The organism is Bartonella chomelii, from assembly GCF_014138465.1.
Taxonomy (GTDB): Bacteria; Pseudomonadota; Alphaproteobacteria; order Rhizobiales; family Rhizobiaceae; genus Bartonella; species Bartonella schoenbuchensis.
In genome coordinates this window covers 190,898-207,318 of the sequence record NZ_JACJIR010000001.1, presented here as the reverse complement: position 1 = coordinate 207,318, position 16,421 = coordinate 190,898, and the positions used below count along the sequence as shown (strand labels likewise).

Sequence of the window (16,421 nt, the reverse complement as noted above, 5' to 3'; positions counted from 1 at the left end):
ATAAACGTGCGCAAATTCTTCTGAATTTTTAAACTAATACACCAGATTAATTTATTTGCATTAATTAATAATTTCATTGACATTAGCATTATTATTTTTTGCCTCCTTAACAAATTTTACAGCAACTGATCAGTTTGAAAAGGTCCTGATAAGATAGTATTGGTGGTTACGTTACAAGTAGTTATGTTTTTGTAATACTTACAAGAAATGATGCAAGCCCTAATGTGCATACTGGAAGGAAGATCTAAATTTATGATTGATGTATAAAGGGGTGAGAAGATAATATAAGTCACGCTTAACTATTTGTAATATAAGATAATTTAGCATTACTTTTATAATTCTTATGAGAACAATTGCATTTTGGATGAGGTTTGTCATAAGTTTTTCATATTTTAAATTTTTCAATTCGCAACATGCGAGATTGTCGTTATTAACTAACATTGTCGTTATTAACTAACATTGTCGTTATTAACTAACAAAGATTCAAAGTAAATGTGTTGGAGTGGATATGCTTTGTTTGTCTTTTTTCCATATATTTGCAATAGTGTGCGTCATTTCTATATTAAATTAACAATAGTTTATGTTGTTATTTTTAAGGTATTGTTGAGGCGTTCATTTATAACCAATGTATCTTCTTATTCCAGTGCATGTACACATACTTTTTTGTTTCCTGCTTAAGTATAAACAATGGCTCGTGATTTCTTTAATCCTAATCCCGTGAAGTTGAAGTATATTTCTTTTATAAGCGAGCAACGAGATTTTGAATCAACATTTACACTTTTTACTTACTAAGTATGCTTAAAAAAGAGTATTGGCAAGTTGAATGATGAAAGAACTGCCAGCTTATAATTGACGCAATGTAAAAGTTAGATACCTTTACGGTCAAAACTTATTAATATTACTCATAATATTATAATAAATTCGTCATGATGATGATTAATTAATGCAATTGAAAAAAGGGAAAAAGAGTAACTTTTTCCCTTTTTTATTATTTTATTGAATTCGTCCGCTTGCATGGGCAAGTATAGTATAAACTTTTCCGGTATCTGAAATTAAATATTGTCGTGCTGTATGGGTATTTCCAGAACTACGAGATACATCACGTAATAGTTTTTCAAAATCTGCAATGTATTGATTGACGGAGTCTTTAAAATTAATATCACTTGTATATTTTTGCTTAATTATTTCAAATATCATTTTCCCATTCGAAGTATAAAGCTGCTCAGGTATAATATTTTTTTGTCCACGCCGATAATGATTCCATAACTCAACAATGGCGTTGTGATTAATAGCTTTTAAAATACTCGTTGCTAATGAATTAAGAGATCCATTCGCAGGATGAGATTTTGTTTGTACCGATGAAGAAATTGGACTGTTATTGGTACTTTCAGGCTGTGTTTTTTCACACGAAGCTCCTGCCAACAGATCTGATACCCATCTGTTTTGGTTTTGTTTGCTTTGTTCTTGCGACCAGATAGGCTTTGGTGGCACTATCTTCTTTGTAGTTTCAGAAGAAGTACTATTGACCCTATTTGATGTTAATGATGTAGGCGCAGCTGACATCAATTGCTCTTTTTCGTTATTTTTGTCATCGTTTTGTATAACATTTGCCAAGTCCTTTAACGCTGTAATTTGTTCATTCAGAGTGTAACGGACTGTTTGTATTGTTTCTTTTGTTTGAGCTGGTAGTTTTTGAATATTCTCATTAATATCATTATTAACTTTTAAAAGTTCTAAACGAATTTCATCAGCTGATTTGCGTATATCTTCTGCAGCTCCTGAAAAACGCACTGAAACTTCATTAGTAAGTTGATTAAGAGTCTGTTCCAGTAATTGCGTAGAATTACGTGTATTTTCATCGGTGCGTTTAAATGCTAAACTGAGAGCATCTTCATAATGTCTAATAAGTTGATTAATCTCATTAGACTTTGAAACAAGAGTATTGCTCAACGTGGATAGCGCATTTCGCTTTTCTTCAAGTGTCACACTCAGTGTGTTTTCTGATTGTTCAAGCATATGAATGGTTTCAGAAAGTGTTTGAGTGTGTTCACTGAAATTTGTTGTGATATGACTAATTTTATCAAATGTATTTTGCATAAATCCTTGCAGAGCTTCCATATTATTATGGAGTGTTTGGCCTGAAGTTGATAAATGTTCTGCTGCTTGGTTAGTGTTTTGGAAGAAACTATTTGTTGTTTCATTAAACTGAGTATCAATATTTTGAACTGTTGATATCAAAATATTACTATTTTCGTGGATATTATAAATTGATTGATTTAATTGCTCAAGAATTGCCGAGACATTATTGATAAGGTCTTCCTTCATAGTAGCCATGGTTTGAATAGTTTCAGAATTTGTTTGTGCAAAAGTATTCATCCATGCTTCATTTTGTGCATAAATTCTTTGTTCAGCATCTTGCGTTGAGAGAGCAAGTTGTTCACTGATGTGCTGTGTTAAATTGCTGAATGACTCAGTTGTATTTTGTGCAGTTTGATTTAAATAATCTGTTAATTCTGTTAAGTGTTCAACATATCCTGAAACTTGAGAAGTTGTTTGATTATTTACCTCTTCTAAACGATTACCTACATCAGATAACCGATATCCTAAATTATTTTCGAGCTCCTGCATGGATTGATATAGAACGTTGGAGCGCTCATTAAGTAATTGTTCAATGGCTGTTGTTGAAGAATAAATTGCTTCATTAAACAATGTTTGTGCATTATTACCTGCCATTGTAAAGGCTTCTGCAGTATAAGCTGTCTGCTCTTCTAGAACAGAGAGAATTTTTTCACTGGTATTGTGAATTGTTTGTTCAACGTTTGATACAATACGATTACCAGATTCAAAAATAATATTTTCTGCTTTTGCAGTAACATCACTAACAGATGAAACAAACTGGTTACCAGCAGAAAGAATAGAGGTTTCTGATTTTTCTACTTGATCAGCCATTATTAATGCCGCTTGCTGAGAAGCGTTAACAAGCTTTTCTTGTGCTTTATTTGTTTCATTATCTAATGATGAAAACATTTGTTCACCGGTAGAGGCAAGGATATCAGACGCTTCCATAAGCTTGTCATGTAAACTACCTGTAACCGTATTAACGGAATTTTCTAATGTACCGCATATATTATCTACGCTTGTTTCTAGCGCTTGTTGGACTGCTTGGGCATGTTCATTATTGAGAGCAATAGATGTTTTTAAGGTGTCAGAGCGTTCCTCAAATACAGATGTTTGTTCCTTAATAGTTTCACATATTTGGCCCATTTTTTCAGATAATTTTTCTTCTAACGTAGTTACACGTTCAAAGATTTGACTTGCTTTATTTTCTAGATTTTCATCGAACGACTCTATACGATTTTCAAAGGTTTCAAACAATGTCTCATTAGATTGAGAGAGAGTATCCTTTAAAGTTTCAGTATGACTTTCAAGGTTTTTGATGTGGTCTTGGACAGTTTCGGTGATAGTTTTATTGTTACTGTCAATAATATTTTCAACCAAGTCCATTTGCTGTTTTAAGGCTGTATCAATGTGTATATCACTTTTTGCAATGATATTATGGATTGTTTCCATACGTTGCTCGATCGTGCGAGTTTGATCTGCAAGAACTTCGTTAAGAGAAAAACTGTTGGTAGCCAAAGAATCGCGCAAAGCTTCAGCACGTATGTCAATATTTTTAGCCTGCATTTCTAAGGCATCTTGAGTTGTTTGGCAGCTTTGCGTAATGGTTTCTTGCAGTTTTTCTGTGCAGTGAGCTATAGCGGATAGATGATTTTCTGCGCTCTGATCAATGATTTGAATATTATCAGTTAAAGTTTTTTCAATAGATGAAACATTTTGGGTTAACTCATCAATTTGATTTTTCAATGTATCAGCAATTTTATCCTTTTCGCTGGTGAGCATATTTTCCATTATATCTCTTTGATCAGCAATTTGTAATTTAAAGTCTTGTGAACGTTCCTTTATAATATCAACAATTGCATCATCAACATTTTGGATTTCTTCTCTCAAAAGTTTTTTGCTTTCGTCAATTGCGGAAAGAACATTATCACGACCGTTTGTAAATACATTGGCAATATCAGCAGTTCTTTCTTGAAGATTTGCATTAATTTGCAAGGTATGAGCTTCCAAAAATCCACCAAGTTTTTCAACGTTATCTTCTAAGGTTTGACTACGAGAAATAAAGGATTCAATAATAGAATCACCATGCTCTTTAAGAGATAAATCAGCATTTGCTAAACGGTTTTCAAAAGCTTCAAGCGCTTGTGCGGTGATATTATCGAATGTAGAAGAGATTTTATAAGCCTGTTCGTCAAGCTGTATGATTTTTTCATCTAAATTCTGCAATGATTGATTATGGCGATCAACAATTACTGTATCGACAGTTTTAAATTTTTCATCAATACTGGAAAGGGTTTGATCTGTTGCAGCTTGTATATTCTCCGCAATTTTAGCGATATGCATTTCAGCTTTAGCAGTTGTTTCGTTAAAGGTTTTTTCTAATTGCTTTTCATTATTATCAAAGCGTTCTGAAAAACCATCAAAGTTCTTTCCCAATTCATCGAAAAACTCTGTGTTCTTTTGCTGAATGTGTACCGTTGTTTCGTTAAATTTTTCAACAAGCTGTTTTGTTATACCATCTCCTGCATAGGAAAGTTTCGTAACAAGATCTTCACCCTGTTTTTCTAAAGTTTGAGAAAGAGTTTGTGTAAGTTTGTCAATATTGGTTGAAATTTTAGATGCAACCAAATCAAACTCATCACTCAGCTGTTCTTGTGTTCCTTTAATTGTTGACTGTACGCGGTTAGCATGATTCAAAATTGCCATGCGTTCATTATTTAATTCTTCTATTAATTTGTGAATCCGCGATTCATTTTCTGCATAAGCCTGCTCAAGGTTATGAACTTCACTTTGTATAATAGCTTCAAGTTCAACAGCACGCCCAAGAGTACGCTCAATTCCTTCATTCATTGCAGCTACTTCTTTACGAATGGTCTCTCCTATAGCAATGGCTTGCTTTTCAGATATGTGCTGCGGTTCGTTAAGTTGTTGTGCTGCATGTGTTATAAGAACAGCAATATTGCGTAGTTCAGTTGAACGTTTTGTCAGCTGAGCAAAACCCCAAGACATGAGAATAGGAATCATAGTCCCTGCAGTTACAGCGAGCCCAGTAGGAGATGTAATAAAGGCAGTAATGTTCGCTAAAGAATTTAATCCAGCAGGAGCTAGTTTATGGGCAATAAAAGCACCTCCTGTTGCCCACAGAGCACTAAGTGCTGTTGTACTCCAATAAATCCGAGAGATAGAATTTTGCTTTAATGGCCCTAAATTTAAAGGCTCTATTATGTCGTCATTAGCGGGGAGAGGCTTTGTAGCTAATAACGTGTCATGCACAGTTCCACCGGAAAGCTCATCTGTAGGTTTTTGTCCAAAAAGTTGTTCAGCAACAGATTCATCAATAACAACATCATCATGAACATTAGAGGTAAGAGTAGAAGCATTGTTTTCAGAAAGAAGTTCTTCTTCTGCTGTTGCAATTTTTTGAATCAAATCATCCTCATGAATAGGATTTGAAGGATCATTTAATGATACTGCTTCAATTATCGAATCATCAAGGTTAAAGTCCATTGCTTTGTCGAGAGCTTCTTCAAATTCGACTTCAAATGCTTGTAATTTGGTTCTACGTGCCATACTCGCCTCATACTTTTACAGATGGAAAAGAAATACGCCCCTTTCCAGTTACTTCTAATATATTAGCTGTTAATTATTTAGAAAGGAATATGTATAAGGTAAAAGTTTTGTAACTTATCAAGATAGGGTTAACGCGGATTTTGTTGCTTATTCAAAAATGCTGAAAAATTCATAAAAAACAATACAGTACAAAATTATGTCTGAGATAAAATTTGTTGATTGTTTATTTTAATAACCAATATTATAAGCTTAATATGTTTGATGGAACAATTGAATCGGCATTTCAGTTGCATATGATGCTTTGAAAATTTTTGCACAATATGCCAGTTCTTGTAAGCGCATAAGCACTCATGCTTAAATTGATGCAAAATAATTATGCTATAACAAAATTTAAACAAAATAATTAATTATATAACAAACAATTGGATATGTGTTTTTTTAGCACCATGCTAAAGTTATTTCATAAATGAACAGGTAGTGAGCCGCGTTGAACAATAAAAACATATACTTTATAATAGAAACAAATAAACAGCCTATAATAGTGATAAGTTAGTTGAATATATTTAAGAAACAGATGAAAAATTAATGGGATAAATACTAGACCAAAACATTGCATTTTTTAGCTGTTTTATCCATTCCAATATAGCATGTGTAATAATCTATATTGAGTTTGTCATGTTATTTAAAGGCATTTTTCCACCTTGTTACTATAGTTGCAAAATTTGCTAATAGTGACAAAAACTGAATTTGACGATCTAATCCTCTGCAAGAAGGCGCCTCTTTGTTATGCCTTTAAATTATAGTATATTAGTTGATATTCGGTATTTTGTATTGAATAGACACTAAAGCCTAGTCAGTAAATTATATGACAAATACTATTATGTAGAAAATATTATATATGTTGATGCCTTTTGTACAAAAAATTGTTTTTAGACATAATAATCAGTAAAAAACGAAAGTTTTAAAATTTTTATATTTGATTTTTGATCTTATTAATTGTGCTGTTCATTACTTACACGTAGTAGATTATTTTTCTAATATTGAGCAGAATTTTTCTGGATTTTTAATGCTGATACATTGACAATTTATTATTTTTTAGTCGATATGAAACAGTGGATATTTTTACGATTCGCAGCAAAGGTGTAAAATATGGTAGAACGATCACAACACCTGCAAGATGTATTTTTGAATACAGTTCGTAAGCAAAAAATTTCTCTTACAATTTTTCTTGTGAATGGTGTTAAGTTGACAGGTGTTGTAACGTCATTTGATAATTTTTGTGTTCTTTTGCGCCGAGATGGGCATGCGCAATTGGTTTATAAACACGCTATTTCGACGATTATGCCGGGCCAATCTGTACAAAAGTTTGAAGGTGAGGGGTCTGAATAGATAGGGCTGTTATCTTTAAATCTTTTGCTCTTTTTCTTCTATTACCTTGAATTGTTATGATGGATACAAATAAAAGATCTGGGAAATTGATTTCACAGGTTGCAGAGCAGGTACGTGCTGTTATTTTTTTACCGTTTTTCCCCGTAAACAAGAATGAAACAGTTTTAAGTGAGCACTCAATAGATTCTCGGATAAAAGAAGCGTTAGGATTAGCGCGTGCTATTGAGTTAGATGTTGTCCATTATGAAACCATTAATATTAGCACACCACACCCTTCGACTTTGTTTGGGGTAGGCAAAGTGGATGCATTTGCTGATTATATAAGTGAGCATCATATTGCACTTGCAATTGTGGATCATGTTCTCACACCAGTGCAGCAACGTAATTTGGAAAAAATATGGAGTTGCAAGGTTATTGATAGAACGGCTTTGATCCTTGAAATTTTTGGTCGTCGTGCACGAACAAAAGAGGGGAAATTGCAAGTCGAATTGGCACATTTATCTTATCAAAAAAGCAGGCTTGTCCGAAGTTGGACACACTTGGAAAGACAACGCGGTGGTAGTGGTTTTTTGGGAGGGCCTGGTGAAACTCAAATTGAAGCAGATAGACGCCTTCTGCAAGATAAAATCACTCGTATTCGTCGTGAATTAGAGAATGTTGTTAAAACGCGTGCTCTTCATCGAGCTAAAAGAAAAAAGACGTCTCATCCTGTTGTTGCTTTAGTAGGATATACTAATGCGGGAAAATCAACACTTTTTAACCGCTTAAGTGATGCAGGTGTATTAACAAAGGATATGTTGTTTGCAACGCTTGATCCAACTTTACGCAGAGTTATTCTCCCTCATGGGCAAACTATTTTTTTATCCGATACTGTAGGTTTTATCTCTAATTTACCAACACATTTGATTGCGGCTTTTAGAGCAACTCTCGAGGAGGTAATTGAAGCTGATTTAATTATCCACGTAAAAGATATATCAGATCCTGATCATCGTGCTCAGGCTCAAGATGTATTAGAAATACTTTCAAGTTTAGGTGTTGATATTGGTAATACAGACCATATCGTGGAAGTTTGGAATAAAGCTGATATGTTGGATGAGCATACATTGAATGTTTTGCAAACAAGTGCAAGAACATTGTTAAATCCTGCATTAATGATATCAGCCCTCACTGGGGAGGGGTTAAATCAATTGTTAATAACAATTGAAAGGCGGCTTTCTGGAGAAATGCAGAGCGTTAAATTGGTTTTAAAGCCTGATGAAATGCAGCTTATTGATTGGTTTTATAAAAATTCTGGTAAGATAGAACAGGAAAATCATGATGATGGTTCTGTTACTATCCGAGCACTTCTTACTTGTGAAGCAAAGAAACGGTTAGATCATCTTAAAAAAATATGTATAAACACTTCTTTTAAGCTATGACCTCAGCAAAACTTCTTTTATCTTTACGTTTTTCTAATCCAAAATAACATAGCTTTAAATAATATAGCTTTGAGTTAAGAGGATAGTTACTCCTTTCTCTTAAATAGAAAACGTGAAATATTTTGTTGGTTGAAATAAGATGAATTTTGAGCGTGATAAAAGATTGTTAATGCGCATAATATCGCAAAACGCTTTAATTGTTTTTTTCTCGGCAATGTTATGCGTATTTTTGATTTGGTTATATTATTTTGTTCAGCCACGGTCCTACCAAGCGACCTTAACATTTACGTTGTCTGATTCTGTTGGAATCCCATTACCAAGTGATGAACAAAATAGTATTGTTGCATTACTATTTGCCCAACCTATTTTTTTTAATAATTCAAATACACAGAGATTTTTCCCTTATGATGTACATAAGAAAAAGCTTCATGAAAATATTCGATTTTCTCGTGATGATGATCTGATCAAGCTTGCTTTTGAAGCAAAAACTGCTGAAGATGCTCAAAAAGGGTTAGAAAGTTGGTTTTCTGCTTTTTCAGATACAGTCATTAAACGAAATCAAAAATTATTGTCGATAGAAAAAAAAGCTGATCAACAATATGATAATACTGCAATATTAAATATACTTCAGACATTTCGCTCATCTACTAATTCTTCCATTCATCATGAAGCAAAACAGGCTGAACTTAATAACCTTTATGCAAAATTAACAGATGCAACTTTAAGGCGTATTCATTTAACAATTTTAAATTCGACCATAAAAATGATGCGTAAAAATGGTCAGTCTTTATTGTCTTTGTCATTTATTGCAAATAACCCAGCTATTGTTGCATTAGAAGCTAAAATTAATCTTTTGGAAACACAGAAAGCTCATATGGCTGCCCAATTAGGTTGGGAACATCCTCAAATCAAAGCGATGATTGCGGAATCAAAAGCACTTTCTAGCCAGTTAGAAGATAAAATTTTGCAGATTACTAATCAAATTCATTCAGATGAGACTGTCGCAAAAAATTTTGAAATACAGCTAAGAGAAAAAATTAGAATTTTTGTAAAGGATCAATCTCAGTCTTTCAATCAAATGTTAAATGAACTGGAAAATAAAGTAAAAGTAGTAATAGATGAGCAAAATAAAGAGATGAACCTTCATACTCCTTTATTACAAAATGCAAAGATTCGCATAATTACTCCAATAGCAGTCGCTCCTGTTTCTTTTATGGCTCTTTATGGCAAAAGTGTTCTTGTGAGTATATTAGCAAGTTTGATAGCTTTTTTAGTGGGGTTATTATTATTTCAAATATATTCTGGAACAAGAAAAACTCAATCGGAAGAAGATTTAGAAAGCAGTAGAAATGCTTTATTGTCTAAAGTGATAGAAAATTCTGAAACTTTTATGACAATAGAAGGATTATCGGTTTTTTTAAAATTACGTTCTTCGATGGTTGTTTCAATAATTGGGGCACAGGCTGCTCGGATGGCGGCAAAATTATCTCTTCATCTTGTAAAAGAGAAAAAAACAGTTTTGCTGGTAGATGTTTCTGGTCAACAAATAGAAAAAATAATTGGCCCACATCGAGGATTGAGTGATGTATTAACTGGCGATGCGCAGTTGCAAGATGTTATTTATCGCGATTACGATACGGGAGTTGATATTCTTCCCCAAGGGTTGGCGAGTGCTGTTCGTGCTCAGGATTTTTCAAATGATATTCCCCGTTTATTAGAAGAATTTAAAAAAAATTATGATTTAATCATTTTAGAAATAACTAGCGAACCCAAATACGGGTCTGAGCAAATTGCGCAATCGACAGATTATTATATTTGTAATGCTGCTCTTGATAAATATAACTGGATAGTGCAGATGATATCCAGATTTCCAAAAACTGTTTGTCGTGTGAATTCGTATTGAACATTGGCAAAAAACAGGCATGGTAATTACGTATTGTGGCAAAAGCACTTTCTTTTTGCATAGCATTGGTGAATCTTATAAAAACAATAGAGATTTAATTTAGATTTAAGAAATATTTGCAGTTGAAGACAAACTAAAGGAACCCCAAAATGGCAATAGAGAAATTGAATGATGTAGCTTTGACATCGCTGCAAAAACAAAATCGAAAACAGATTCAAGTGTGGCTTTATGCCATTTTATTGCTTTGTTTGGCAATTGTTTTAGTGGGAGGAGCTACCCGTTTGACGGGGTCAGGATTATCTATAACTGAATGGAAGCCAATTCATGGTGTAATTCCACCAATTGGTATAGATCAGTGGCAAGAAGAATTTTTGAAATATCAACAAATAGCACAATATAAGTTGCTTAATCGTGATATGACATTAAGTGCATTTAAGGTTATTTTCTGGTGGGAGTGGGGGCATCGTGTTCTTGGGCGTCTTGTTGGTCTTGTAGCTTTATTGGGTTTGATTTGGTTTTGGATTACCAAACGTATTGAAAGAGGTATTTTGTGCCAACTTATTGTTGTGCCAATTCTTATCGCTGTTCAAGGTGTTATTGGTTGGTGGATGGTAGCATCAGGGCTTGGTCAAAGCAATCTGACAAGTGTCAGTCAATATCGTTTGGCAATTCATCTCATGGCAGCATGTTTTGTTATTGTTTTTGTCACTTATTTATCTCGAGGCCTTACAAAATGTACAGAGAAACCAGCAACGCAGACTGTTCAACGTTTTGCAGGTTGGCTTGTTTTTCTTGTTTTAATTGAGATTTATTTTGGTGCTTTGGTTGCAGGTCTTCATGCAGGTAAAGTCTATAATACATGGCCATTGATGGATGGGCAGATTATTCCTGACGGTTTACTGAATTATGATCCAATTTGGATTAATTTATTTGAAAATCCTTTGACAGTTCAATTTGTTCACCGTTGTTTTGCTTACTTTTTATTTATTATAGCACTTGTTCACGCTTTCTATGTACGAAAAAGCATTCCACATTCAGCTCATGCTCGTCGTGCATTTTTTTTATGCGTTGCCATAGTTGTTCAAGCGCTTTTTGGCATTGTTACCTTATTAAATGAAGTACCCCTAGGTTGGGGAGTTCTTCATCAAGGTGTTGCGTTAGTTATATTGTATTTTTCAGTTGTACATTGGCGAGCAACAAAGGGAGCATATCGCGTTATTGAATAAAGATCTGCAATCAGAAAATTAGTTATTTGCAAGCATTAGATCAAGATTTTGGATAGCAGCCGCGGATGCACCTTTCCCAAGGTTGTCTAATATGGCACATAGGTTGAAAATACCTTCATTGTCATTGCCAAAGACAAAAAGTTTCATACCGTCTTTATGCGCTAGACATTCTGGATTTAATTTAGTAAGTGTTTCAGTCTCTTCTTGCGATGCGACTGAGATGATATCTTGACCATTATAGTGAGCATTGAAAATTTCACGCAGATTGGAACAGTTAGCTGATTTTGCGAAGAGATGACGATGGAGTGGGAGATTTACAATCATTCCTTGGGGAAAACAGCCAACACTTGGTGTAAAAATAGGTGTTTGGCTGATCAGCCCATGAAATTTAATCTCTGGTACATGTTTGTGTTTGAGATTAAGACCATAAGTAAAGTAATTTTCTCGAAGAGTATCTTCTCGAGAGTGATTTTCCATTTGTGCAATTAATTGTTTACCTCCACCCGTGTAACCAGATATAGCGTTAATTGATACTGGGTAATGAGCATCTAGTAAGCCTACTTCACGTAATGGTCGAATTAAACTAATTGCACCGGTTGGATAACATCCGGGGTTTGAAACGTAACGTGCTTCTTGGATACGCTTTTTTTGTCCTGTTGTCATTTCAGGAAAACCGTAAACCCAGTCTGGTGCAATACGGTGTGCTGTTGAACTATCAATAATTCTAATTTTTTTATTGTTTTTGAGCAATTCTACTGTTTGGCGTGCAGCATCATCTGGAAGACATAAAATAGCAATGTCTGTTTGGTTAAGATATTCTTGGCGTACATCAATTTTATGCCGATCTGCATAAGGAATAGAGAGCAATTCTAAATCATAGCGCTCTGCTAATCGCTTTTGTATTTGCAATCCAGTTGTTCCATGCTCACCATCAATAAAGATTTTTGTTACCATTATATTTTACCTTAAACTGATGTTTTCTGTCATATTAAGCTTGTGAATATCGTATTCAGCCTAAATAATTGAGTACTTTGAGACTATAGTCTGTCTTGCTTGCATGGAAGATGTTGTAATAAAGAGAATTTTTAAAAAGCTCGACACTTATTTTGCATTATTTATTTTTGTGTGGCTAGAATTTTATTGCTTAAATAGCAAAAGAATAAGATAGATATTATAGTGTTTGCAATTTTTGAATTAAAATGGTTCAAAATGTTTGGTCTGTGATACGTACTATGTTACTTTTTATTTTGTTTTAACGTTAGGACATGCTTTATGACTAAGAAAGCAAGTGATCTACAAAAGTGCTTTTTTAACAGTAATTTGCAAACTGTTGATTCTGCAGTCTTTGATGCAATCAGTGGTGAGTTTAAACGCCAACATCATGAGATTGAGCTGATTGCATCAGAAAATATTGTTTCAAGAGCAGTTCTTGAAGCTCAGGGATCAGTTTTAACCAATAAATATGCAGAGGGCTATCCAGGGAAGCGTTACTATGGTGGTTGTCATTTTATAGATCTAATTGAGGAATTGGCAATTGAACGAGCAAAAAAACTTTTTGGTGCTGCTTTTGCAAATGTTCAACCCAATTCTGGTAGCCAAATGAATCAAGCTGTATTTTTAGCTTTGCTTCAGCCTGGTGATACATTTATGGGATTAGATTTAAATTCTGGCGGTCATCTTACGCATGGCTCTCCTGTTAATATGTCAGGAAAATGGTTTAATGTTGTTTCTTATGGTGTACGTCAAGAAGATCAGCTTCTTGATATGGAGAGTATTGAACACCTTGCAAAAAAGCATAAGCCAAAGCTTATTTTAGCAGGAGGAACGGCTTATTCACGCATATGGGATTGGAAACGGTTCCGTGAAATTGCTGATGAGGTTGGGGCTTATTTAATGGTTGATATGGCTCATATTGCAGGCTTAATTGCTGGTGGTGTTCATCCTTCACCTGTGCCATATGCTCATGTTGTTACCACTACAACGCATAAATCACTCCGTGGTCCCCGTGGTGGTATGATATTAACCAATGATGAAACCTTAGCTAAGAAGATTGATTCAGCTGTTTTTCCTGGTTTGCAAGGTGGCCCTTTAATGCATGTGATTGCTGCTAAGGCAGTTGCATTGGGAGAGGCTTTGCAGCCTGCTTTCAAAGATTATATTACCAATGTGGTTTCTAACGCTAAAACTTTAGTAAAACGCTTACAGAATAGTGGTTTTAATATTGTTTCCGGTGGTACAGACAATCATTTATTATTGGTTGACTTGCGTTCTAAAAATTTAACAGGAAAAAGTGCAGAATTGGCTTTAGGACGTGCTGGTATTATCTGTAATAAAAATAGTATTCCTTTTGATCCCCAAAAACCATTTGTAACCTCAGGTATTCGTTTGGGTACACCTGCAGCAACAACACGTGGTTTTTCAGAAAATGAATTTATCCAAATTGGTGACTTCATTTCAGAAGTTCTTGATGGTCTTAAAGCAGCACAAAGCGCTGAAGATAATGCTTCTATTGAAAACGCTGTTAAGAAAAAGGTAAGAGATATGACAGATAATTTTCCTCTTTATTCTCATTTGAGCACTTGTTGAGGCACGAAAAAGATGCGCTGCCCTTACTGTCAATATGAAGATACACAAGTTAAGGATTCACGTCCTGCAGAAGAGGGCGCGGTAATTCGTCGTCGACGTGTGTGTTCTGTTTGTGGTGGTCGTTTTACGACCTTTGAGCGTATTCAGTTACGTGAATTATCAGTTTTCAAGAAAAGTGGTCGGCGTGAACCGTTTGACCGTGATAAATTAATAAGATCAGTTAATGTAGCGGTGCGTAAGCGTAATATTGACCCTGATCACATTGAACAAGCAATTTCAGGTATTGTACGCCAGCTTGAGAATTTAGGGGAACCTGAGATTGCTTCAGAAAAAATTGGGCATCTTGTAATGGAATGGTTGAAGAGCATTGATGACATTGCTTATATTCGTTTTGCTTCCGTGTATCGCGACTTTCGTAATGCAACCGATTTTCATGATATTATAAACGAACTTTCAAAAGATGTAGCGGATGTAAAATCTTATTTTGATGAGTAAAAAAGAACAAGATAACCGCTTTATGGCCGCAGCCATTCGTTTAGCACAACGTCACATTGGGCTTACCGGACAAAACCCATCTGTTGGTGCACTAATTGTCCGAGATGATGATGGAAAGGCATCCATTGTCGGCTATGGTATAACAGCTATCCACGGAAGACCCCACGCTGAAATGCAAGCCTTATTAATGGCAGGCCCATTATCCCATGGCGCTACTGCTTACGTTACTTTAGAACCTTGTTCACATTATGGTGAAACTTCACCTTGTGTAAATGCACTTATTGATTCAGGTATTTCTCGAGTTGTTGTTGCACTTACTGATCCAGATGAACGGGTTTGTGGTCGTGGTATTGCTCTTTTACGTGCAGCTGGCATTGAAGTCATTGAGGGAGTTCTGGCTAGGGAGGCTTTTGAAACGTTAAGTGCTTATTTATGCATAAAAAAACTGCAGCGGTGTGAAGTAACTTTAAAAATGGCAATTTCTGCAGATAATGGTATAGGAATAAAAAAGAAGGGGAGGGTGGAAATTAGTGGGGCGCAAGCTCATACATATACTCATATTTTGCGCGCTCAAAATGATGCTATTATGGTTGGTATTGGTACTATATTAGCAGATAATCCACAATTAAGTTGCCGTTTGCCTGGGCTTGAAATACGCTCTCCTATACGTATCATTTTAGACACAGATTTACGTATTCCATTTGATGCAAAGGTTATACAAACAGCGACAAAAATCCCTACATGGGTTATTTGTAATACAACTTTTGCAGAAAAAAGTAAAAAAATGGCACTAGAACAGTGTGGTGTATGTGTATTTCCAATAGAAATGAGCGCTCATTTGATGCAGCCTTTTGCTATTTTACAGCTGCTTTGTCAGCGTGGAATCAATAGTATTTTGCTTGAGGGAGGAGCAAAGACAGGAGAAAATTTTTTAAATGCTGGTTGTGTGGATCAGTTGATATGTTTTTATGCACCAGTTATTTTAGGTGCAGATCGTATTGATGCTCCCCATTTTGCAACTTATCTTTCAGAATTTAATGAAATTGAGACGAAAATGTTAGGAAATGATCGTTTGTGCAAATGGAGGCGCAAAACATTATGTTTACAGGGATTGTAACAGATATCGGTTGTGTTGAAGACATTCAGTCTTTAAAACAAGGAATACGCTTAAGTATTTCTACACATTATGATGTAGAGACTATAGAAATTGGTGCATCAATTGCGTGTTCAGGTATTTGTCTAACCGTTATTGAACATGAGCTAAAACAGGCGAATGTTAATTGCTTTGTTGTAGAAGCATGGAAAGAAGCATTGTGTTTGACTAATATTGCTCAATGGACAAAAGGGACTTTTGTTAATTTGGAGCGTTCATTGCGGCTTGGTGATGAGATAGGTGGGCATTTGGTTTCTGGTCACGTTGATGGTTTGGCTGAGATCGTTGATCAAAAAAATGAAGGTGATGCAATTCGTTTTTATTTAAAAGCTTCAATGCGGTTAGCGCCTTTTATTGCAGAAAAAGGCTCTATTGCGCTTAACGGTACATCTCTAACCGTTAATTGTATTGAAAATAATATTTTTGATGTTCTTATTATTCGCCATACGCTTGAAATGACAACATGGGGGCAGGCTAAAGTGGGGGACCAAGTGAATTTAGAAGTTGATCAGCTTGCTCGTTATGTTGCCAGGCTTTCTAATTTTAAAATGAAAGATAAGTGA

At 34.9% G+C, this 16,421-nt stretch carries 10 protein-coding genes; 8 read left to right on the top strand and 2 right to left on the bottom strand.

Going from position 1 to position 16,421, the window contains the following annotated elements; genetic code table 11:
• Window positions 1-993 precede the first annotated feature (993 nt).
• The gene (locus tag GGR10_RS00895) at window positions 994-5,688 is read right to left on the bottom strand and encodes a rhoptry family protein (RefSeq protein ID WP_182479501.1); all 4,695 of its coding nucleotides are present in this window, start codon (window positions 5,686-5,688) and stop codon (window positions 994-996) included.
• A gap of 1,149 nt (window positions 5,689-6,837) precedes the next feature.
• Between GGR10_RS00895 and hfq the strand changes: the two genes are divergently transcribed.
• The 4 genes from hfq to GGR10_RS00875 all read left to right on the top strand — a co-directional run bounded on the left by hfq (window position 6,838) and on the right by GGR10_RS00875 (window position 11,624).
• On the top strand, window positions 6,838-7,077 hold the full coding sequence (hfq, locus tag GGR10_RS00890) for an RNA chaperone Hfq (protein ID WP_010703684.1): 240 nt from the start codon (window positions 6,838-6,840) through the stop codon (window positions 7,075-7,077).
• 56 nt (window positions 7,078-7,133) lie between these two features.
• Window positions 7,134-8,495 (top strand): GTPase HflX, encoded by a 1,362-nt coding sequence (gene hflX, locus GGR10_RS00885; protein ID WP_182479500.1) that lies wholly within the window; start codon window positions 7,134-7,136, stop codon window positions 8,493-8,495.
• Between the two features lie 169 nt (window positions 8,496-8,664).
• Window positions 8,665-10,398 carry a hypothetical protein gene (locus GGR10_RS00880; protein ID WP_246316820.1) on the top strand — a complete coding sequence of 578 codons (1,734 nt, stop codon included), beginning with the start codon at window positions 8,665-8,667 and terminating at the stop codon, window positions 10,396-10,398.
• A gap of 149 nt (window positions 10,399-10,547) precedes the next feature.
• Entirely contained in the window at window positions 10,548-11,624 is a 1,077-nt protein-coding gene (locus GGR10_RS00875) for a COX15/CtaA family protein (RefSeq protein ID WP_182479498.1), read from the top strand.
• An 18-nt stretch (window positions 11,625-11,642) separates the two neighbouring features.
• Here the strand turns inward: GGR10_RS00875 and argC are convergent, their stop codons facing one another.
• Complete coding sequence (gene argC, locus GGR10_RS00870; protein WP_182479497.1) at window positions 11,643-12,578, bottom strand: N-acetyl-gamma-glutamyl-phosphate reductase; 936 nt, start codon at window positions 12,576-12,578, stop codon at window positions 11,643-11,645.
• A gap of 318 nt (window positions 12,579-12,896) precedes the next feature.
• Between argC and glyA the strand changes: the two genes are divergently transcribed.
• From glyA to GGR10_RS00850, 4 genes are read left to right on the top strand one after another with little or no spacing between them, the layout of a single operon-like run.
• Complete coding sequence (gene glyA, locus GGR10_RS00865) at window positions 12,897-14,210, top strand: serine hydroxymethyltransferase (RefSeq protein ID WP_182479496.1); 1,314 nt, start codon at window positions 12,897-12,899, stop codon at window positions 14,208-14,210.
• A gap of 12 nt (window positions 14,211-14,222) precedes the next feature.
• Window positions 14,223-14,705: a transcriptional regulator NrdR gene (gene nrdR, locus GGR10_RS00860; protein WP_182479495.1), complete on the top strand. Its 483-nt coding sequence runs from the start codon at window positions 14,223-14,225 to the stop codon at window positions 14,703-14,705.
• Window positions 14,698-15,822: a bifunctional diaminohydroxyphosphoribosylaminopyrimidine deaminase/5-amino-6-(5-phosphoribosylamino)uracil reductase RibD gene (gene ribD / locus GGR10_RS00855; protein ID WP_182479739.1), complete on the top strand. Its 1,125-nt coding sequence runs from the start codon at window positions 14,698-14,700 to the stop codon at window positions 15,820-15,822. The genes nrdR and ribD overlap by 8 nt, the downstream gene beginning before the upstream one ends.
• The gene (locus GGR10_RS00850; RefSeq protein ID WP_182479494.1) at window positions 15,804-16,421 is read left to right on the top strand and encodes a riboflavin synthase; all 618 of its coding nucleotides are present in this window, start codon (window positions 15,804-15,806) and stop codon (window positions 16,419-16,421) included. Before ribD ends, GGR10_RS00850 begins: the two co-directional genes overlap by 19 nt.